Origin of the sequence: Mycobacteroides sp. PCS013, from assembly GCF_049532645.1 — a bacterium.
GTDB classification, from domain to species: domain Bacteria; phylum Actinomycetota; class Actinomycetes; order Mycobacteriales; family Mycobacteriaceae; genus Mycobacterium; species Mycobacterium gwanakae.
In genome coordinates this window covers 2,721,779-2,740,009 of record NZ_CP150131.1, presented here as the reverse complement: position 1 = coordinate 2,740,009, position 18,231 = coordinate 2,721,779, and the positions used below count along the sequence as shown (strand labels likewise).

The 18,231-nt window shown below is 62.8% G+C and carries 18 protein-coding genes and 1 tRNA gene; 13 read left to right on the top strand and 6 right to left on the bottom strand.

What is annotated here, in order from left to right; translation table 11 throughout:
- Window positions 1–60: 60 nt before the first annotated feature.
- The 5 genes from RHO23_RS13580 to RHO23_RS13560 all read right to left on the bottom strand — a co-directional run bounded on the left by RHO23_RS13580 (window position 61) and on the right by RHO23_RS13560 (window position 5,660).
- A complete protein-coding gene (locus RHO23_RS13580; protein ID WP_030096965.1) occupies window positions 61–1,392 on the bottom strand; it encodes an ABC1 kinase family protein in 1,332 nt (443 codons plus the stop codon).
- Between the two features lie 56 nt (window positions 1,393–1,448).
- Entirely contained in the window at window positions 1,449–2,798 is a 1,350-nt protein-coding gene (locus RHO23_RS13575) for an ABC1 kinase family protein (protein WP_064409359.1), read from the bottom strand.
- A gap of 49 nt (window positions 2,799–2,847) precedes the next feature.
- Entirely contained in the window at window positions 2,848–3,726 is an 879-nt protein-coding gene (locus RHO23_RS13570) for a hypothetical protein (protein WP_423489233.1), read from the bottom strand.
- A gap of 97 nt (window positions 3,727–3,823) precedes the next feature.
- Window positions 3,824–5,176 (bottom strand): zinc-dependent metalloprotease, encoded by a 1,353-nt coding sequence (locus RHO23_RS13565; RefSeq protein ID WP_030096968.1) that lies wholly within the window; start codon window positions 5,174–5,176, stop codon window positions 3,824–3,826.
- A gap of 70 nt (window positions 5,177–5,246) precedes the next feature.
- Window positions 5,247–5,660, bottom strand: a complete 414-nt coding sequence (locus RHO23_RS13560; RefSeq protein WP_418026271.1) for a thiol-disulfide oxidoreductase DCC family protein — start codon at window positions 5,658–5,660, stop codon at window positions 5,247–5,249.
- Between the two features lie 61 nt (window positions 5,661–5,721).
- Between RHO23_RS13560 and RHO23_RS13555 the strand changes: the two genes are divergently transcribed.
- The 13 genes from RHO23_RS13555 (at window position 5,722) to RHO23_RS13495 (ending at window position 17,756) form a co-directional block, all read left to right on the top strand.
- A complete protein-coding gene (locus RHO23_RS13555) occupies window positions 5,722–6,756 on the top strand; it encodes a YlbL family protein (protein WP_423487947.1) in 1,035 nt (344 codons plus the stop codon).
- Between the two features lie 117 nt (window positions 6,757–6,873).
- Complete coding sequence (locus tag RHO23_RS13550; protein ID WP_030096971.1) at window positions 6,874–9,840, top strand: UPF0182 family protein; 2,967 nt, start codon at window positions 6,874–6,876, stop codon at window positions 9,838–9,840.
- Window positions 9,841–9,989: 149 nt separating this feature from the next.
- Window positions 9,990–10,063, top strand: a tRNA-Met gene (locus tag RHO23_RS13545).
- A 343-nt stretch (window positions 10,064–10,406) separates the two neighbouring features.
- Window positions 10,407–10,931, top strand: coding sequence for a hypothetical protein (locus RHO23_RS13540; protein WP_423487946.1), 525 nt, complete (start codon window positions 10,407–10,409; stop codon window positions 10,929–10,931).
- Window positions 10,932–11,068: 137 nt separating this feature from the next.
- Entirely contained in the window at window positions 11,069–11,464 is a 396-nt protein-coding gene (locus RHO23_RS13535; RefSeq protein WP_096503270.1) for a hypothetical protein, read from the top strand.
- Entirely contained in the window at window positions 11,464–12,072 is a 609-nt protein-coding gene (locus RHO23_RS13530; RefSeq protein WP_423487945.1) for a DUF3558 family protein, read from the top strand. Before RHO23_RS13535 ends, RHO23_RS13530 begins: the two co-directional genes overlap by 1 nt.
- Window positions 12,073–12,087: 15 nt before the next feature.
- Window positions 12,088–13,314: a hypothetical protein gene (locus RHO23_RS13525; RefSeq protein ID WP_046254422.1), complete on the top strand. Its 1,227-nt coding sequence runs from the start codon at window positions 12,088–12,090 to the stop codon at window positions 13,312–13,314.
- A gap of 49 nt (window positions 13,315–13,363) precedes the next feature.
- The gene (locus RHO23_RS13520; protein WP_423487944.1) at window positions 13,364–13,666 is read left to right on the top strand and encodes a WXG100 family type VII secretion target; all 303 of its coding nucleotides are present in this window, start codon (window positions 13,364–13,366) and stop codon (window positions 13,664–13,666) included.
- Entirely contained in the window at window positions 13,666–14,712 is a 1,047-nt protein-coding gene (locus RHO23_RS13515) for a glycoside hydrolase family 19 protein (RefSeq protein ID WP_052740276.1), read from the top strand. Before RHO23_RS13520 ends, RHO23_RS13515 begins: the two co-directional genes overlap by 1 nt.
- Window positions 14,709–15,110, top strand: a complete 402-nt coding sequence (locus RHO23_RS13510; RefSeq protein ID WP_046254420.1) for a hypothetical protein — start codon at window positions 14,709–14,711, stop codon at window positions 15,108–15,110. Before RHO23_RS13515 ends, RHO23_RS13510 begins: the two co-directional genes overlap by 4 nt.
- Before the next feature lie 3 nt (window positions 15,111–15,113).
- On the top strand, window positions 15,114–15,590 hold the full coding sequence (locus RHO23_RS13505) for a hypothetical protein (protein WP_423487943.1): 477 nt from the start codon (window positions 15,114–15,116) through the stop codon (window positions 15,588–15,590).
- Between the two features lie 1,359 nt (window positions 15,591–16,949).
- Window positions 16,950–17,387 carry a VOC family protein gene (locus tag RHO23_RS13500; RefSeq protein WP_423487942.1) on the top strand — a complete coding sequence of 146 codons (438 nt, stop codon included), beginning with the start codon at window positions 16,950–16,952 and terminating at the stop codon, window positions 17,385–17,387.
- Window positions 17,388–17,429: 42 nt separating this feature from the next.
- Window positions 17,430–17,756, top strand: a complete 327-nt coding sequence (locus RHO23_RS13495) for a cupin domain-containing protein (RefSeq protein WP_423487941.1) — start codon at window positions 17,430–17,432, stop codon at window positions 17,754–17,756.
- A gap of 15 nt (window positions 17,757–17,771) precedes the next feature.
- On the opposite strand, the gene RHO23_RS13490 is transcribed toward RHO23_RS13495, so the two are convergent.
- Window positions 17,772–18,131 carry an MmpS family transport accessory protein gene (locus RHO23_RS13490; RefSeq protein ID WP_057966983.1) on the bottom strand — a complete coding sequence of 120 codons (360 nt, stop codon included), beginning with the start codon at window positions 18,129–18,131 and terminating at the stop codon, window positions 17,772–17,774.
- Window positions 18,132–18,231: the final 100 nt, after the last annotated feature.

Genomic DNA, 18,231 nt, shown 5'->3' with positions numbered 1-18,231 from the left:
CACCTCATATCCTTCAGTGTGGCGTCGTTGCCCCACGTCTTCACGGAATGCTAGCTGTTGCTAGCTGGCAGCAACGGGCTCATCCTCGCGGAATCCGGGAACCCAGTCGCCGATGATCTGCGCGTACGGGACCGTGGCGTCGAGCTGGGCCAAAATGCCCGACAGGCTGCCGAGAACGCGGAACATCATGAGATAGACGGGCGGCAGATCCAGATGACGGCCGGTCTGGAACTGGGCTCCACGCAGGTCACTGGATTTGGCGGCGACCCGCTGCATCCACTTGCGGCTGAAGTGAAACTCGTCGGACTTGAGCGGATCGATGAACGGCTTGAGGTACTCGTCGATCTCCTCCGGTGAGACCTCGGTGCGCGGCGGAATGAATCCCTCCTCGCGCATGAGGGGGATGAGCTCATCCCAGATCCCGTCGCGCTCCAGACGCCAGATGGGGCCCAGGTTCGGAGGGAACCCACCCTCATGGGTGGCGACGGCGCCGAAGTCCATGACGCCGAGGCGCCCGTCGGGCAGCAGCATGAAGTTTCCGGGGTGGGTGTCCGCGTGCAGCAGTCCACATCGGTACGGGGAGCTGACCGTGAATTTCAGCAGCAGGCGGCCGCACTCGTTGCGTTCGTCTTCGGTTCCGCTGCTGATGATTTCGGAGAGCTTGCGGCCCTGCATCCATTCGCTGATAACGACCTTGGGCGCCGAGGCCACGACCGGTGACACATAGAACTCGGGGTCGCCTTTGAAGGCCTTCGCGAAGGCCCGCTGGTTGGTGGCCTCGATGCGGTAGTCGAGTTCTTCCTCGGTGCGCTCGATGAGTTCGTCGATGATGCTTTTGACGTCTGCTCCGGGCACGATCTGTTTGAACAGCGATGACAACCGTTGCATGGTTTTCAGGTCGGAGCGCACCGCCTCGTCGGCGCCGGGGTACTGCACCTTGACCGCGACAACGCGCCCATCGCTCCAGACGGCCTTGTGTACCTGGCCGATGCTGGCCGAGGCGACGGGCTTGTCGTCGAAGGACTGGAAACGTTCGCGCCACTTGGTGCCCAGCTGTGCGTCCAGCACGCGGTGGACCTTGTCGGCGGGCAGCGGCGGGGCATCGCTTTGCAGCTTGGTCAGCGCCTCGCGGAAGGGTTCGGCAAAGGCCGGCGGGATGGCGGCCTCGAAAACGGAAAGGGCCTGCCCGAGTTTCATGGCCGCGCCCTTGAGCTCGCCGAGAACCTGGAACAGCTGTTCGGCCGCCTTCTCCATCATCTCGGCGTTGACTTCGTCCTTGGACTTGCCGGTCAAACGTTTTCCGACGCCCAGCGCGGCTCGACCGGCGATGCCTGCCGGTAGGGATGCCAGTTTTGCAGCGCGCGCGGCGCGGCCACGACGGATCTCAGCCATGCGTTACATCATGCCGGGGGCGGCGAGAGTCTGACAACGCAGGTTTTCCATCTCACTTACGTGGCGACCGGAGCCTTGCTGTCCTCGTGGAACCCTGGAACCCACTTGTCGATGATGGCGGCGTAGTCGACCGGGGCATCGAGCTGCGCGGCGATACCGATCAGACCGCCGAGAACCCGGAAGAACATCAGGTAATTCGGCGGCAAGTTCATCTGCCGGCTGGTCTTGAACGACTCGAGGAACTCCTGGCTGCGGAAATCGGTGGCCTTGGCGGTGAGCCGCTGCAGCCACTTGCGGCTGAAGTGGAAGGTCTCGTGGTTGAGCGGTTCGATGTACGGCTCAAGGTAGGAGTTGACCTCTTCGTGAGACACGGAGGTTGCGCTCGGCGGGATGAAACCCTCCGAACGGAGTACCTCGGTGAGCTCTTCCCACTTCTCGTCCCGGGCCAGGCGCAGGATCGGACCGAAGCCCGCGGGCAGACCACCCTCGTGCGCGGCGCAGGCGCCGAAGTCCATGATTCCGAACCGGCCGTCTTCGAGCAGCATGAAGTTCCCGGGGTGGGTGTCTGCGTGCAGCAGTCCACACCGATACGGCGAGCTGATGCTGAATTCGAGGAGGAAATGCGCGCACTTGCTGCGTTCCTCTTCGGTGCCCTTGGCGATGATTTCGGAGAGCTTCCGGCCCTGCATCCACTCGGTGATGATCACCTTGGGGGACGAGGCCACAACCGAGGGGACGTAGAACTCGGGGTCGTCCTTGAAAGCCTTGACGAAGGTGCGCTGATTGGTGGCCTCGATGCGGTAGTCGAGTTCTTCCTCGGTGCGCTCGATGAGTTCGTCGACGATGGCCTTGATATCGGCGCCCGGCGCCACCTGCTTGAACAACGAGGACAGACGCTGAATGGTTTTGAGGTCCGAGCGGACTGCCTCGTCGGCGCCGGGGTACTGCACCTTGACCGCGACGGTCCGGCCGTCCTTCCAGACGGCCTTGTGTACCTGGCCGATGCTGGCCGAGGCGACGGGCTTGTCGTCGAAGGACTGGAAACGTTCGCGCCACTTGGTGCCCAGCTGTGCGTCCAGCACGCGGTGGACCTTATCGGCGGGCAGCGGCGGGGCATCGCTTTGCAGCTTGGTCAGCGCCTCGCGGTACGGCTCCCCGAATTCGGGGGGAATCGCGGCCTCCATCACCGAGAGCATCTGGCCGATCTTCATGGCCGCGCCCTTGAGCTCGCCGAGAACCTGGAACAGCTGCTCGGCAGCCTTCTCGACGAGTTCGGCATTCACTTCGTCTTTGGATTTCCCGGCGATCCGTTTACCCACACCGAGTGCGGCACGGCCCGCGATTCCGGCCGGAAGCGATGCGAGTTTTGCGGCGCGTGCGGCGCGGCCACGACGGATCTCTGCCATGTGCACATCATGCCCGGTCGTGATGAAGTTAACAAAAAGTGGGTCTTCGTCAATTTCCAGTGAAATAGGCGCCGCACGGGCACAACGGATGTGCGGTCCAATGTCGGGCCGTCAGCGCGTGAGTGGCCAGGTCGAGCTCGAGCGTCGCGTTGAGCGTCACCAGTGGTCCCGGCGCCTGTCCGCGAATCGCCGACAGCACTCTGTCTATCTGCGCCAGCGCCACCGCCGCGGTGCCCAGCACCGTGGCCGGCGCGGCGACACCCACGGTTCCGGTGAGTTGAGCGGCCACCGCGGGCCACTGTTCGTCGCGATCACGCCGATGGCGGTCGGCGCATTGCAGGCAACTGGTGATACCAGGTAAAACCATGGGCCCAATCAGACCGGTGCCGTCGCGCGCCCGGACGGACAGATGCGGCACCTCGGCATCGGCCAGTGCCCGAAGTAGCCGGGTGTCGGCAATCAGGTCATCGGCGAGTATCGCCAAATCTACGTGTTGCCAAGACTTTCCGTGTGCCGACTGGGTTGCGCGCTGGATACGCGCCGAGGTGTGCCGGAGCGCCTCCGCGAGGGTGTCGGACAGCGGGCCGCGGCCCACGAGCCGGATCACCGGCGAAGCGGCCGTGACGGATCGGGTGCGCCGGATGACGGCGCCGGTGTCGACCAATTCCTCGAGCAGCGCCCGGATGTCCTCAGCGTCACGAAAGTCCTTGACGCACTGAAGGCCCAGGATCTGACTCCAGGTGAGTTCGTCGTTCAGGGAGTGCAGCAGCTGACGTACCGCCGCGGCCGGCGCGGTGGATGAGGGGCGCACGATCACCGCATGACGCGGCATCCACCCGATCTGAACTCCGTCATCCGGCCTCGGCAGCACCGGACGTGCCGGATCGAGGGTGAAGGTCGGCTCACTGGACATGACCCACTGTGACATATCCGGCGTGCGTGCCGGGCGGCTGAAAGCCATTTATCCACAGCCTTATTCGACCCCTGACCAGCGCCGAATGTGTGAGCCGCAGATTTCTCCGGTTTTATTCGGATGTGCCCGGATCGAGCTTCTCGATCTGCGCGATCGGGTCGTCGATGGCGTCGGTGTCTCCGCCGACGATGCGATCGATAAAGGCGGCTGGGTTGTCCAGATCGCTGGCATCGGGAATCAGATCGGGGTGTGCCCAGATCGCGTCGCGCTTGTCCACACCCACGGCGTCGGTGAGCCTGCGCCACAGATCTGCAGCTTCGCGCAGCTTGCGCGGCCGCAGCTCCAGGCCCACCAGGGTGCCGAAGGTCTGCTCGGCCGGGCCGCCCGTGGCGCGGCGGCGCCGCAAGGTCTCGCTGAGGGCCGCGGTCGCGGGGATGCGCTCGCCGAGCGCGTCGGTCACCACGGTCTGCACCCATCCCTCGATCAGCGCCAGCAGGGTTTCCAGGCGTTCCAGGGCCTGCTCCTGTTGCGGCGTGGTCTTCGGCTCGAAAATGCCTTGGGACAGAATCTGTTCCATATCGGACGGATCGCCCAGCGAAGCGGGGTTGAAGCCGCGTGCGGCTTCTTCGATGGCGCTCATGTCGATCGAGATGCCCTTGGCGTACTGCTCGAGGGTGTCCATCAGCCGGATGGTCAGCCAGCCCACGCCGCTGAACAACCGGTGGTGCGCGGCTTCCCGGGCGGCCAGGAAGGTCATGATCTCGCTCTTGGACTGTTCAAGGCCCTCGGAGAACGCCTCGATGGCGACCGGAAGCAGAGCCGCGGTGCCCTTGGGGCCCAACGGCAATCCGATATCGGTGGAGGTCAGCACCTCTCGGGACAGCTGTCCGAGCGCCTGGCCCAGCTGCGATCCGAAGGCCATGCCGCCCATCTGGGTCATCATGCCCAGCAGCGGCCCGGCCATGCCCTGGGCCTCTTCGGGCAGGTTCGCCGCCCACATGCCTGAAATCTGTTCGGCGACAGGGTCGACGAGCCGCTTCCAATTTTCCAGGGTGTTGTCCACCCAGTCGGTCGCGGTCCAGGCAGCGGTTCGGGTGGCCCCGGCGGGCAGCGCGGTGGCTCCGTCGAGCCAGGTGTCAGCCAGATGCACCGCATCGGTGATCGCCGATTGGGTGCCCTCGGTGATAGGCGCGACGAAACCGATTGAGCTTGAAGCGAGTTGCCGGGCGATGTCGTAGTTGACCGCGCCCGCGGACTGACCACTGGCCGCACCGGCGGCAGCCCCGCTGAACATCTGGCCCAGCTGGGTGAAGATCTGCCCGAGGTCGGCGGGATTGAATCCACCAGATCCGAAGCCGAACGGGTCCGCGCCCGACGGTCCCGAGCCAGGGCCCGGCCGCGCGCCGTCGCCCGGCTCACGGTCGGGGTCGTCGCCAGCAGCGAATCCAAAGGGGAGGTCGGCCATATCTCCACGGTACCGCTGGTAGACGTGGCCGGATCACGCTGTCAGTGAACGCACCCGTTTTGGCATGGGATCAGGCCAGGAAGCGCGCCCGGACCTCCGGAGGCGGCACCGGGCAGGTGTCGTACCTCCCGAACACCCGGTATCGGGTTCGGGCGACCAGCCGGTAGAGCGCATCGCGGATGGGGCGCGGAACCAGTGCGATGAGGGAGGCTCGTCGGGTGCCGCCGAGATAGTCGATGATGCGCACCACTCCGTCGGACCGGATATGAATTCGTTCGGCAGGATCGCCCGGGTTGTCGACGATCACGAAGGAGTCGACACCGACGAGTTCGGGGTGCCGCGCGATCACCTGCTTGCCGTATTCACTGTCGAGCGCCGCGAAGCGCATCGTTCCGACCTTGTCGTCCCGCAGGATCTTCTTCACCGCCCCGTTGCACAGTGCGCACACGCCGTCATACAGCAGGACGGGGGCATGATCGTTCATCGGACCTCCACCATGAGACTACCGACGGGGTCCCGAGCAGGGCTTGCCATAGGGTGCAGGCATGAATCGCCGCGTAGCGACGCTGCTGGTCGCGCTGGTCCCGATCATCGCCTTCGCGTTGTTGATGTCGGTGATCACCGTGCCGTTCGTCTCCCTGGGACCGGGCCCGACCTTCAACACCCTCGGTCAGGTCGAGGGCAAGGAGGTCGTCGACATCAAGGGCACCAAGGTCGACCCGGTGTCGGGCCACCTCAACATGACGACGGTCTCCCAGCGCGACGGACTGACATTGGCCGACGCGCTGCGGTTGTGGGCGAGCGGGCGCGAGCAGCTAGTTCCGCGGGACGCGGTGTACCCGCCTAATCGGTCCAAGGACCAGGTGGACAAGGAAAACGACCTCGAGTTCAAGAAGTCCGAAGAAAGTGCTGAATTCGCGGCGCTCGGATATCTCAAGTACCCGACGGCGGTCACCGTCCTGACCATCAGCGATGACGGACCGTCCAAGGGCAAGCTGCAGGAGAACGACGCGATCACCGCGGTGAACGGGCGACCGGTCGCCAACCTGGAGGAGTTCACCGGAGCGCTCAAGGCGACCAAGCCCGGTGAGGTGGTGACGCTGGACTACAAGCGCAAGAACCCCGAGGGCAGCAGTAAGACCGAATCGGTGAAGATCACGCTCGGCAAGAACGCGGATCGTGACTACGGGTTCCTGGGGGTCGGAGTTGTGCAGGCACCGTGGGCGCCGTTCACCATTGATTTCAACCTGGCCAATATCGGTGGGCCGTCGGCCGGGCTGATGTTCAGCCTCGCGGTGATCGACAAGCTGACGCCCAGTGAACTCGACGGTGGAAAGTTCGTTGCCGGAACGGGAACCATCGACGCCGAGGGCAAGGTGGGGCCCATCGGTGGAATCACGCACAAGATGCAGGCAGCCAAAGACGCTGGAGCAACGGTGTTCTTGGTGCCGGCGGCCAACTGCGCCGAGGCCAAGACGGACGGTGGCCAGGGGCTCACCATGGTCAAGGTCGGCACCTTGGCCGAAGCGGTTGACGGGCTCAACGCCCTTGATCGCGGTGGTCAAGCGCCTAGTTGTTAGCGAGCCTCACCACCCTCGATGCTGGCCGATGCCCGCTGTTCTGCGGCTACAGTGGGGCTGAGAATCGAAGCGCGAAAATTGAGCCGTGCTTGAACACTCGACGAGGAGCGTAGCGACGTGGGAATGCGGCCGAATGGGGCTCTGCCACGATTGACCCGACGGAGCCGGCGACTGGTCGCCGCGGCGTTGGTGATCGTGGTGTTGTTGTTGATCGGCCCACGCCTGGTCGACACCTACATCAATTGGCTGTGGTTCGGTGAGCTCGGATTCCGTGGCGTATTCACGACCGTGCTGTTGACCCGGCTGGCCTTGTTCCTGATCGTCGGAATCTTGGTCGGTGCTGTGGTTTTCGCGGGCTTCGGATTGGCATACCGGGCGCGGCCCGTGTTCGTGCCCACCAAGGGGCCGGGTGACGCGCTGGCGCAGTACCGTGCTCTGATCCTGTCGCGGGTGCGGCTTTTCGTCATCGGTGTTCCGGTGCTTATCGGCGTGCTGGCCGGCATTGTGGCCCAAAGCTATTGGATGCCCGTGCAGCTGTTCCTGGAGGGCGGGGACTTCGGTATCAAGGATCCACAGTTCGGCCTGGATCTCGGGTTTTTTGCCTTCGAGCTGCCGTTCTATCGATTCGTGCTGACGTACCTGTTCATCGCGGTCTTCGTCGCGCTCATCGTCAACGCCTTGGTGCACTACATCTTTGGTGGCATTCGGCTGTCCGGTCGTTCGGGCACGCTGTCGCGCCCGGCACGCATCCAGCTGGTGACTCTTGCCGGAATTCTGGTGCTGCTCAAGGTTGCCGCCTACTGGCTCGATCGGTACGAACTGCTTTCGCACACGCGGGCCGGTAAGCCGTTCACCGGCGCCGGTTACACCGATATCAACGCGGTGCTGCCGGCCAAGCTCATCCTGCTGGCCATCGCGGTGATCTGCGCGGTCGCGGTGTTCTCGGCGCTGGTGCTCAAGGATCTGCGGATTCCCGCGATCGGCCTGGCGCTGCTGCTGCTGTCCTCGTTGGTGGTCGGCGCCGGCTGGCCGCTCATCGTGGAGCAGTTCAGCGTCAAACCCAATGCCGCGCAGAAGGAAAGCGAGTACATCGCGCGCAGTATCAAGGCGACGCGCGACGCCTACGGACTGACCGACGACGTCGTGACCTATCGGGACTACAGCGGTACCGCATCGGCGCCCACCGGCAGTGAGCAACTGGCCAAACAGGTTGCGGCCGATCGTTCCACGATCGCCAACATCCGCGTTTTGGATCCCAACATCGTGAGCCCGGCCTTCACTCAGTTGCAGCAGGGCAAGAACTTCTACGCCTTCCCCGATTCGTTGTCGATCGATCGGTATCAGGACAGGAGCGGCTCGCTGCGCGACTATGTCGTTGCCGCACGCGAGCTCGATCCGGCCAAGCTTCGTGATAACCAGCGCGACTGGATCAACCGGCACACCGTCTACACCCACGGCAACGGATTCATCGCCGCACCGGCCAACACCGTGCGCGGGGTGGCCGATAAGCCGGACGAGAACGGCGGGTACCCGGAGTTCCTGGTAAATGCCGTCGATGACAACGGCAAGGTCCTTTCCGACGGCCCGGCGGCGCTGGCTCAGCCGCGCGTCTACTACGGCCCGATTATCGCCAGCGACACCAACGACTATGCGATCGTCGGCAAGAACGGTGACGATCGTGAGTACGACTACGAGAACAACTCCGGAACCAAGAACAGCACCTACACCGGTACCGGCGGCGTGCCGGTTGGCGGTGCGCTGGCGCGGACGGTCTTTGGCCTGAAGTACGCCGAACGGAACTTCCTGTTCTCCAACGTGATCGGGGACAACAGCAAGATCCTGTTCAACCGGGACCCAAGCCGGCGGGTGGAAGCGGTGGCGCCGTGGCTGACGGTCGACAGCGGGACCTACCCGGCGATCGTCGACAAGCGCATGGTCTGGATCGTCGACGGCTACACCACGCTGGACAACTACCCGTACTCGCAGCAGACGTCGTTGTCGGAGGCCACCTTTGACAGCCAGGTCGGCAAGACCGGGGGAGCGCTGCCCAACCAGCAGGTGTCGTACATCCGGAACTCGGTCAAGGCGACGGTGGATGCGTACGACGGCACCGTCACCCTGTATCAGCAGGACGAGAAGGATCCCGTGCTCAAGGCATGGATGAAGATCTTCCCCGGAACGGTTAAGCCGAAGAGCGACATCTCGCCGGACCTCGCGCGCCACCTGCGCTACCCGGAGGATCTTTTCAAGGTGCAGCGGACGCTGTTGGCGCGTTACCACGTCAACGATCCGGTGACCTTCTTCTCCACCAGTGATTTCTGGCAGGTGCCCGATGACCCGAACGCGTCCACCGGTTCGCAGCCGCCGTATTACATCGTCGCGAAAGATATTACGAAGAACGACAATTCGGCGTCATTCCAATTGACCAGTGCGCTGAATCGTTTCCAGCGTGACTTCCTGGCCGCCTATGTCAGTGCCAGCTCCGATCCCGAAACCTACGGGAAGATCACCGTTTTGACGGTTCCCGGAACGGTGCAGGGCCCCAAGCTGGTGAACAATGCGATCACCACCGACAACCAGGTGTCTTCGCATGTCGGCATCATCAAGAACCAGAACATCCTGCGGTGGGGCAACCTGCTGACACTGCCGGTGGCCAACGGCGGATTGTTGTTCGTCGAGCCGCTGTATGCCTCGCCGGGCCAGGGTGATCAGTCCTCGTATCCGCGCCTGATCCGTGTGGGCATGTTCTACAACGGCAAGGTCGGCTACGCGACCACGGTCAGGGATGCTCTGGACATGGTGTTCGGGCCCGGTGCCGGTGCGACGGCAACCGCCCCGGCGGCCGAACCCGGAAATGTGAACCCGCCGCCGCCCAGCGGTCAGAACGTTCCGATCGTTCCCCCGGCTGCCGTGCCGCCGGCGGGGTCCTCGGAACTGTCCTCGGCGAAGACCGCCGCGCTGCAGGAGGTTCAGCGGGCCATCGGCGAGGTGAAGGACGCCCAGAAGAGTGGCGACTTCGCCCGGTATGGGCAGGCGCTGAAGAGCCTTGACGATGCGATGACGAAGTTCACACAGGCCAAGTAATTTCCGTCGAATGTCGACTTTTCGGGCCAAAGTCCGAGATAGAAGTCCGGAAAGTCGACACTCGGCCGAGGCGTTCGTGGGTGCGTAACTGCAGGCCAGGTAAACGATTTGGTGCCACGCACTGCGCCCGGTAACCTGGTGTTCACCACCGCGGGGTGGAGCAGCTCGGTAGCTCGCTGGGCTCATAACCCAGAGGTCGCAGGTTCAAATCCTGTCCCCGCTACTAGGTCCCCAGGCCAGAGGATTAATTTCCTCTGGCCTGGGGTTTTTCTTTCCCTGTGTCACCCCAGGTCTCCAAAAAGTCTCCCCTAATTCGCAGGGTGTTCCAGCATGCGATCCAGCACGGCCAGGGCCTCCGGATGCGCCTTGCCGCGAGCCAGATAGTGCCGCTATGTGGTCAGGATGTCAGCCTGGCCGAGTGAGTCGGCGATGACGCGCATGGGCAGACCTGCATCGTCTTTGAAGGTCCCGCCAGCCTTGCGTTAGCTGCGCACCGCGCAAGCGGCGATGGCGATCGGAGCTCAAATAGACGTCGACATCGAGCGTGCGCATGAAACACTTCTGCGGTGAAGCTTTGGGATCTGGCGTGGTGGATGGCAGCACTCGCCATCGCGGTCCCGGCGTTGCTGAGCATTAGGAGCGCTGTCAGCAAGCGGCAGCGAGAACTGAGGGGGCAGCTACGGGCGGTGCTGCGGGATGTCTCGAAGGCGTGCAAAAACTATGAGATCAAGGACTGGAGGCCGGCCGCATCCCGCGTAATGCTTGAAGCGGTGGAGAAGCTGAAAATCGTTGAAGATGAAGGCATTCGGTCGCCGAGCCCGCGTCAGATCAAAGAGCTGCATTTGGCCCTCTACGACCTCGGGACTACCCAGGAGAGTCGAGCCCGCTTTGAGGCAATGAGGCCCGCTGTTCTGGGGCCCGAGCAGATGGCCGACTCGATGAAGGCCGTTGCCCATAGGACTGAGGTCAACAGGCGTTATGTCGAACGTCTCGCTGAGTGTTATCGGAAAGCTACGGCGAGGATGGACAACGGGAATGTCCTCACGTATTTGAGGTATCGACTATTGCCGCCGTTCATAGTGAGGCGCTGAGGAACCCCCAGCGACCAGCGAATTTCTCCGCTCTCCCGCGGCTGCCAAATGCCTTGAAAATTGTTGGAACCGATTTGTCCCTAGTGTCGTCCTATCTAGATGAATGCCGGTTGTGACGATGAAAGGCGAGGTGGTCTGTGGGTGAGTACAAGTTCGACATCAACGGGATGTCCCAAGATGCCCGACAGGAAGCCGCTGAGGCCGCCCGCACCACTCTGAAGTTCAAAGACGGCTACGGCATGGAACTCGCTGGGGACATGTTGCGGGCCCGGGACTTGGTCGAGACGCAGATTTCAGCGGTGAGCCGTGAACAACAACTCGCGCTCGGGGACCTGCCCTCTGGACAGGCGGCGGCCCAGCACTACGCAGAGCAGCGTGCAGCGGCCGTTGATGCCCTGAAGAAAATCTCCGCCCATTACAAGAGTCACGCCGACCACTTCATCGCTACGGAGATGTTGTTTCGCAACACCGAGGAACGCAACGCTGGGCGCATAAACCCGTACAAGGACGGAACGGCGACGGTGAAGTACTGATGATGCGGATGGGCTTAGCGTGCGCGGCGGCGCTGTTGATGGCCGGATGCTCGACATCGACGGGCATCACGAAGCCAGCGGATAGCACCGGTTCAGTGCCGTCTTCGGCGTCGGCCACTGCGAGTTCGCAACCTCAGGTGTCGAGCACATTGACGGCTCCGCACCCGCCGCCGAGCCATTGGAATGACGGCACGAGTTACGACCCGTGCTTTGGCTATTCAGCTGAGCAGATTCGCTCTTGGGGTTTGGATTCGGCGAAGGTGACCGATGTAGGCACTCAGGATCCGCAGTTGCGTGGCTGCCAATGGAAGGGTCTCAGTGGCGGTTGGACGGCGGAATTGACGGTCGCTAACACCAAGGTGTCGGCTTACCTGGATCCTGAGCTGTACACCAATCCTCAGCCCATCACGGTGGCCGGCCTTGACGGAGTGATTTACCAGGGCCGTGTCGCTTCGGTACCTACCTGCACCGTGATCCTGCCGTCGCAACAGGCAACAGTCGCTGTTGTCGTGGTGGTTGTGGATGTCCAGGAAGCCAAAGATGTGCCCGATGCGTGCGCGAAATCCAAGCAGATAGCCACTGCGGTGGCGCCGACTCTTCCGAAGTGAAATGGGGTGTGAGTGATGGCTGATGATGGCTGGCAGGGGATGTCGCATCAGGAGATCGTCTCCAAGCTGACTGGGTTGGGTGTGGAGTCGGCGCGAGCGGAAGCTGACCGATGGACCTCCGTTTATGGGGCCGTGTCTGATTCGGTAGATACAGCGATGAAGGTGCGTAGCAAGCTGCTCGATTCCGAGTCATGGTCGGGTGAGGCTGCGAATTCGGCGTACGACGCGGTGGATCGCACCTACAAGAAGATCGCGGACCCGGATACCGGTTTGGCGGCCGAGGCGGGGAAGCTGAGCCAGGCTGCGGAGCAGGATGGAGAGACGTTGATCGCGGCCAGTCGGGTTCCGAACAGCTATCCGGTGCCGGACAAGAACGCTTCGAAGGACGAGAAGCAGCAGGCTCTCAACGCGATTCGTGCTGCGGCGCAAAGCACGTATACCAACCCGATGTCGACGGACCGTCCCAAGGTGACGGACCCCGATGTGCAGCAGCTGGGGGCGATGCCCGGCGATCAGGGCGGTGGCAACGGTGGCGGGGGAGGCAATAGCGGGGGTGGTTCCGGTGGCGGTACCCAGACCCCGCCCGCCACCGACGGACTGGCCAACAAGGACACCAAGCCGCAGCTGGCCGGCGGTGATGCAAAGCAGGCTGGAGCTGGACAGGGGCAAGGTCAGGGTGGTGGCCAGGGCAGCGGTTCTGGTGGTGGTCAGGGATCGGGATCGGGCGCTGGTTCGGGTTCCGGTGGTGCGGGTTCAGGGTTGGGTTCTGGCTCTGGAGGTTCCGGCCTGCCGATCGGTAGTACGACGGCGGCAGGATTCTCCCCATCGTCAACGGGCACCGGCACAGGCGTCGGCGGGTCCGGTTCAGGTGCTGGCGGGCCTGGCGGGTTGAGTGCGCTTCGCGGCGGTGCGGGTCTGCCGGGCGGTGCCGCTGGCGGCAATGGGTCGGGCATCAACCCGGCGGCGGTGGGTGCTGCCGGTGTGCGTGGTGGTGGCCCGATGGGGATGATGGGCGGCGCTGGCGCGCATGGTCGCGGCGGCAAGGGTGAGGACGATGGTGAGAAGGCGACACCGCAGATTCTGATCAATTACGACAACACCGATGAGTTCTTGGGCGATATGCCAGCAGCTTCACCGGGGGTTATCGGTGACTGGTCTGAGCAGGAGAAGGCCGAGAAGGCGGCACGGGAGCGGGAAGTGCGCCGCTACAAGGCCCTTGGCTGGGACGTGAAATTCGAGTGAAATACGTTGTAGCGCAGACAAATTCCGGTGTTTTGTAGGAGGGTGGGGCGTGGCACTTCAGGTTAATCCCGAAGATGTGAACCGGCATGCGTGGGCGCTGATTGATGCTGTTACCGACTCCCGCGCGGATCATGCGCATGACGTCGACAGTGTTGCCGAGGCCGCTGGCGGATGGATCGGCGAATCGGCGCGAGCATTGAACGAGGCGCAGGGCTCCTGGTCGGAACAGGGCGACGTGCTCCACCGAAACTTGGGCGGGCTGGGTACCTGGATGCAGGAAGCCGCCGGTAAGTTCACCGCGCAGGATCAGCGCAGCCGCGACAGCATCGCGAAGACCGATGGGGGACACTGATGGTCAGCGTTGCCGAACTGGAGAAGTGGGATCCCAACGCGCTCGTCCAGTTGTTGGGTGTCATGTTCGGCAAGCACAAGAGACTTGCCAACCTTGGGGACACGCTCGACGGCATCAAACGCTCGCTGGAAGGGTGGGGAGGCGATGCCGCCGATACCTGGCGTCATGAACTCGGTAAGCGCCGCACCGACATTGACGAGCAGCAGAAACAAACTCGTGCGGTAACAGATGCGTTAGAGCCCCTCGTCGACCAAGTCGGTCGCGTCGTGACGGACTTCAAACTGCTCAAAGGTGAGGTCGCGAAATTCGGCTGGCAGATCACGCCCGATGGCAAGGTCGTTGGCGATGTGCACGGCGACCTCATGCTGGAAACGGTCCGGGGCAATAAGGAGACCGAGCTCAAGGGAATTCTGGAGCGCGCCAATGCACTTGACCACGACATCGCTGCGGCAATCCGTCGCGCCGTGGCGCCCACCGGAATGCCGGAGGATCCTCAGCAGCCGCCCACGGACGGTTATACGCCGGTGACTGTTGCAATGCTTATGGAAATCGACCCCAACATCAGCGAGGCGAAGGCCAACGAAGTTGTTGGCCCGCTTAATGACATGATGCGTCAGGGCGGTATGAACACGCCTGTCAGACAGGCTGCTTTCCTATCGCAGGTGGCCATCGAGTCCGATCATTTCGCGACGTACAAGGAGTATGCGTCGGGGGCTGAGTACGAGGGGCGCGAAGACCTCGGGAACACGTCGCCAGGTGATGGTGTGCGATACAAAGGCCGTGGCGCCATTCAGGTCACTGGTAAGTACAACTACCAGAAGATCAGCGATGCTTTCGGCGTGGATTTCGTCAGCAACCCTGAGTTACTGGAAACTCCGCAGTACGCATTTACATCAGCCCTCTGGTATTGGAACACCCACAACGGCAATGCCGTTGCAGACACTGGAAATATCACCAAAATTACCGAGATGGTTAACGGCGGCCATCACGCGCTCGACAGACGCACCGTGGTATTCGACAACGCGATGAGAGTTCTTGGGAAATGAGACAACTGGTACTTCTGGTAGCGCTGGCAGTGGTGGGTTGCTCCAATGCCCCCGAGGCGTCCTCGTCTGCGCCCGCGCAACCACCGGCAGCGGCCTGCGATTCCAAGTACACCCGTGACCAGTTCATCGGCACCTGGCTTGATGATTCGAGCACGATCACTCTCGCCGCGGACGGCTCACTCTTGGCACAAGGGGCACCGGGACATTGGGAATTCACCAGCTGGGACAAAACTCCGCAGGAAGCGCCGTCCGGTCAGGGCAATAAGTGCGTGCTGTGGCTCAAGGAGCCTCCGCTCGATCTCGTGTACTTCCCCCTGAATGTCACTCCCGCGTCCCTTTCGATGAGTTACGTCGGTAGGGGAAACACCATCACCTGGACCAAGCAGGGATCGGACTAGCTTGTGAGCAGGCCGCAGCCGCGATTGGATCCGTCGAGATTGGACTTGGCCGCGGGCCTGTATGACATGGCGGCGTGGCAGCTCGATGTGTTCCTCGATGATGCTGCGGGCTATGGGATTTCGTCCCCGGATGCTGCGAGCCTTCAGGCGCTCACGGATCTGATGCGGTGGCAGGCTGACGCGTACAGGCGCTATGCGGTGAAGATGCGCGCCGACGATGAGATGGTCGATGCGTACTTCGCCGGTGAAGTGGTTGCCCCGAACACGGCAGCAGCATTTGAAGCGTCGATAACCCGCGACGAGCATCCACTGCTGCCGAAGCGGTCCAACGGCATCGACTACCAGCTGCTGAGGCCCGTGCGGGATCTACTCGAAGAGGCGCACGCAGTTCTTTCACGCGGCTCCAGGCCGGCAATGGCATACGCGGCCAAACAGGCTGCAGCCCTTTACTCCTGGTGTCATCCGCCGCTGTCGGTGTAACGGTCGGAATTTCTCCACATAGTTGAAAATTGTTGGAACCGAATCAGTCTGGTGCGCCGTCGTAGTGGATGTCAGCAGATCCCCGACCGCAGGAGCGTTCAACGATGAGCGAGACAAGCGACTGGTTCCGTGGGCGTGATCCAGCATGCAGACACCATGGCCTCCTGCGTGGACTACCACCCGCCGGACCATGTGGCGTTGAGTGTTGAGGCTCATGGTTGTTCAACATGCGGCTATTTGCCACCGGGGAGGCTCGAGCCCGGCGGCCACAAGATCCTCTATCTCAGCGGCAAGCTCTAACGCTCACACAGCTGTTGCCCACCTGGCGCTCACGCACTAACTAGCGCAATATGAAGAGACGTTCAGCAAAGTGGTGGCCAGGCTCAGGGAGGAGCTTCTGTGGGGATTGCACTGATGGCGCTAGCACTGATAGCACTGTTACTCGGATGCTTCGGCTGGCAGTTGGCCCGCAAAGCCAACCACAGGGATGCCCGTCGCACGCCAGAAGCCAGTAAGCCGCACCGACCTACAGCGTCACGATCTGAGAGCCCCAGGCTGCGAGCCCCTGCACGGCGACGCCGCGACCTGTCAGGCAATACGCCCAGATATGGCTCAGGTCCTGGGGCCGACGCGGGATCCTTCGGCTACTTCGGCGGATTCGGTTCAGACCACGGTGGCGGTGGTGGGCTCTGCGATAGCGGTGGATTCAGTGATGGTGGCGGTGGGTGCGACGGCGGTGGGGGCGGCTGAACGCGGCCAGAGTTCCGGGTCCACGGTCAGTGCTTGGCGTTGTAGTGCGCGGTGAACTGCTGCGCGAGATCCGGAACGCGGACATCGCCAAGGACCGCGGTGAACGGCTAGATGTTTGGTACGGGCGCGAGCAGAAGAAACTCCCGGTATCCCCTACCGTCTTGGGTTGTTTATGCGAGACGGTCGTAGCCTCACGGACTAAAGGAAAGCCCCTCTTCTGGCCTATGCGGCAAAGTCCGACGGTACTGGTGCCACCATGGTCGACGGCGCCTCCGGCTCCCTGAGTGAATGGGGAGTCGGAGGCGTTCCTGTCTCTGCTAAGTCTCCAATAATTCGCACGGCGTCCCACCCATTCGCCATTGTGTTCGACTGTCCATCCCTGTCGTTCTGGCGCGGTCGGCGCTGCTCATCGGTCATTTGGGCTTGCCATTGACTGTCCGAGACGGCCTGTGCTAGCTCAACTCTCGGATAACCCAGAGGTCGCAGGTTCAAATCCTGTCCCCGCTACTAGGTACGCAGGCCAGAGACTCATAACAGTCTCTGGCCTGCGTCATTTTTACTCTGAGATGTTCGACAACTCTCGCTGCCCGGCTCGGTAGCATCCCTGCGATGGCCATCAAGCTCGAAAACGTCGGTATCGCCGTAGGCGATCTCGAAGCGGCTATCGCGTTTTTCACCGACCTTGGTCTCACCGTCGTCGGTCGCGCCACGGTCAGTGGTGAGTGGACCGACACCGCCGTCGGTTTGGACGGCAACCACGCGAACATCGCGATGCTTCAGACGCCAGACGGCCATGGTCGGATCGAGCTTTTCGAGTACATCCATCCCGAAGCAATCGCGTCGAAGCCCACTCGCCCCAACGAGATTGGCATGCACCGCGTCGCGTTCTCGGTCGATGACATCGACGAGGCCATTGAAATAGCCGCCAGGCACGGCTGCCATCCGCTTCGTGGTGTCGCCACCTACGAGGACGTCTACAAGCTCACGTACCTTCGCGGTCCCAGCGGCATCCTCGTGATGTTCGCCGAGGAGCTGAAAAAGGGTTGAGGAGGGTTGACGGGCCGGCCGCCGGGGCATGGAATGACAGGTATGCAGAAACGCTCGATCGAAGCCCTGATACGGCAGCTGTTCGAGCGCGCCGAGGATGGCCACAATGCCGCGGACACGGTTGTCGGGGGCCACGAGCGTGTGCTGCGTCAAACCGTGATCGCACTGCGCGCGGGGTCCGCGCTCGGTGAGCACGAGAGTCCGGGTGAGGCCACGATCTATGTCATTCAGGGCTCGGTCCGATTAGTGGTCGGCGCCGAACATTGGGACGGTCGCACCGGTGACCTCATCGAAATCCCCGACGCCCGGCACTCGCTACAGGCGCTGGCGGATTCGGCAGTCCTGTTGACGGTCGCCAAGCATCGCTGAGCGGTGCGGCGAGCGTTATCCGTGGCAGGTGGCGGTTGAGTCCTGCGCCGCGGCGGTGTTTTCGACCTTGACCTTGCCGTTGACGATCAAGCGGCATGTCGCTTCGGCCCCTGCGGACTGGGCGCTGACGAAGTACGGGGGATCGGTGATATCGCTGGTAAAGGTCCAGGTCCAGGTGCGCTGAGAGCCGTCGACGGGCTGCTCACGCATATGCCCGAGGCTGTCTCGCCAGGTAATCGCCGTTAACGGGCGATCTGAACTGATGACGTAGAGAACAGTGTCCGGGGGCTGCGGAGTGATGGCGAGCGAAGCGCCGAATGCTGTCGCACCGACCGCAGTGGTGCAGACGGTGATCAGAGTTGCTGCGAGTGCCACGGATCAGCCCTCGTCGCTCTCTGGGGTCGAGACCATGAGCTTCATTGCCCGTCCTTATCTTGTTGTGCTGAGGGCACAGTACGCCCGATCACGTTCACGC

What these genes read in the sequence shown, in the direction of transcription:
- RHO23_RS13560 (WP_418026271.1), bottom strand. Translation starts at nt 5,660, where the DNA reads ATGAACGATCATGCCCCCGTCCTGCTGTATGACGGCGTGTGCGCACTG.
- RHO23_RS13515 (WP_052740276.1), top strand. Translation starts at nt 13,666, where the DNA reads ATGGTCAGCGTTGCCGAACTGGAGAAGTGGGATCCCAACGCGCTCGTC.
- RHO23_RS13495 (WP_423487941.1), top strand. Translation starts at nt 17,430, where the DNA reads ATGCAGAAACGCTCGATCGAAGCCCTGATACGGCAGCTGTTCGAGCGC.
- RHO23_RS13555 (WP_423487947.1), top strand. Translation starts at nt 5,722, where the DNA reads ATGAATCGCCGCGTAGCGACGCTGCTGGTCGCGCTGGTCCCGATCATC.
- RHO23_RS13565 (WP_030096968.1), bottom strand. Translation starts at nt 5,176, where the DNA reads ATGGCCGACCTCCCCTTTGGATTCGCTGCTGGCGACGACCCCGACCGT.
- RHO23_RS13500 (WP_423487942.1), top strand. Translation starts at nt 16,950, where the DNA reads ATGGCCATCAAGCTCGAAAACGTCGGTATCGCCGTAGGCGATCTCGAA.
- RHO23_RS13580 (WP_030096965.1), bottom strand. Translation starts at nt 1,392, where the DNA reads ATGGCTGAGATCCGTCGTGGCCGCGCCGCGCGCGCTGCAAAACTGGCA.
- RHO23_RS13575 (WP_064409359.1), bottom strand. Translation starts at nt 2,798, where the DNA reads ATGGCAGAGATCCGTCGTGGCCGCGCCGCACGCGCCGCAAAACTCGCA.
- RHO23_RS13530 (WP_423487945.1), top strand. Translation starts at nt 11,464, where the DNA reads ATGATGCGGATGGGCTTAGCGTGCGCGGCGGCGCTGTTGATGGCCGGA.
- RHO23_RS13525 (WP_046254422.1), top strand. Translation starts at nt 12,088, where the DNA reads ATGGCTGATGATGGCTGGCAGGGGATGTCGCATCAGGAGATCGTCTCC.
- RHO23_RS13570 (WP_423489233.1), bottom strand. Translation starts at nt 3,726, where the DNA reads ATGTCACAGTGGGTCATGTCCAGTGAGCCGACCTTCACCCTCGATCCG.
- RHO23_RS13510 (WP_046254420.1), top strand. Translation starts at nt 14,709, where the DNA reads ATGAGACAACTGGTACTTCTGGTAGCGCTGGCAGTGGTGGGTTGCTCC.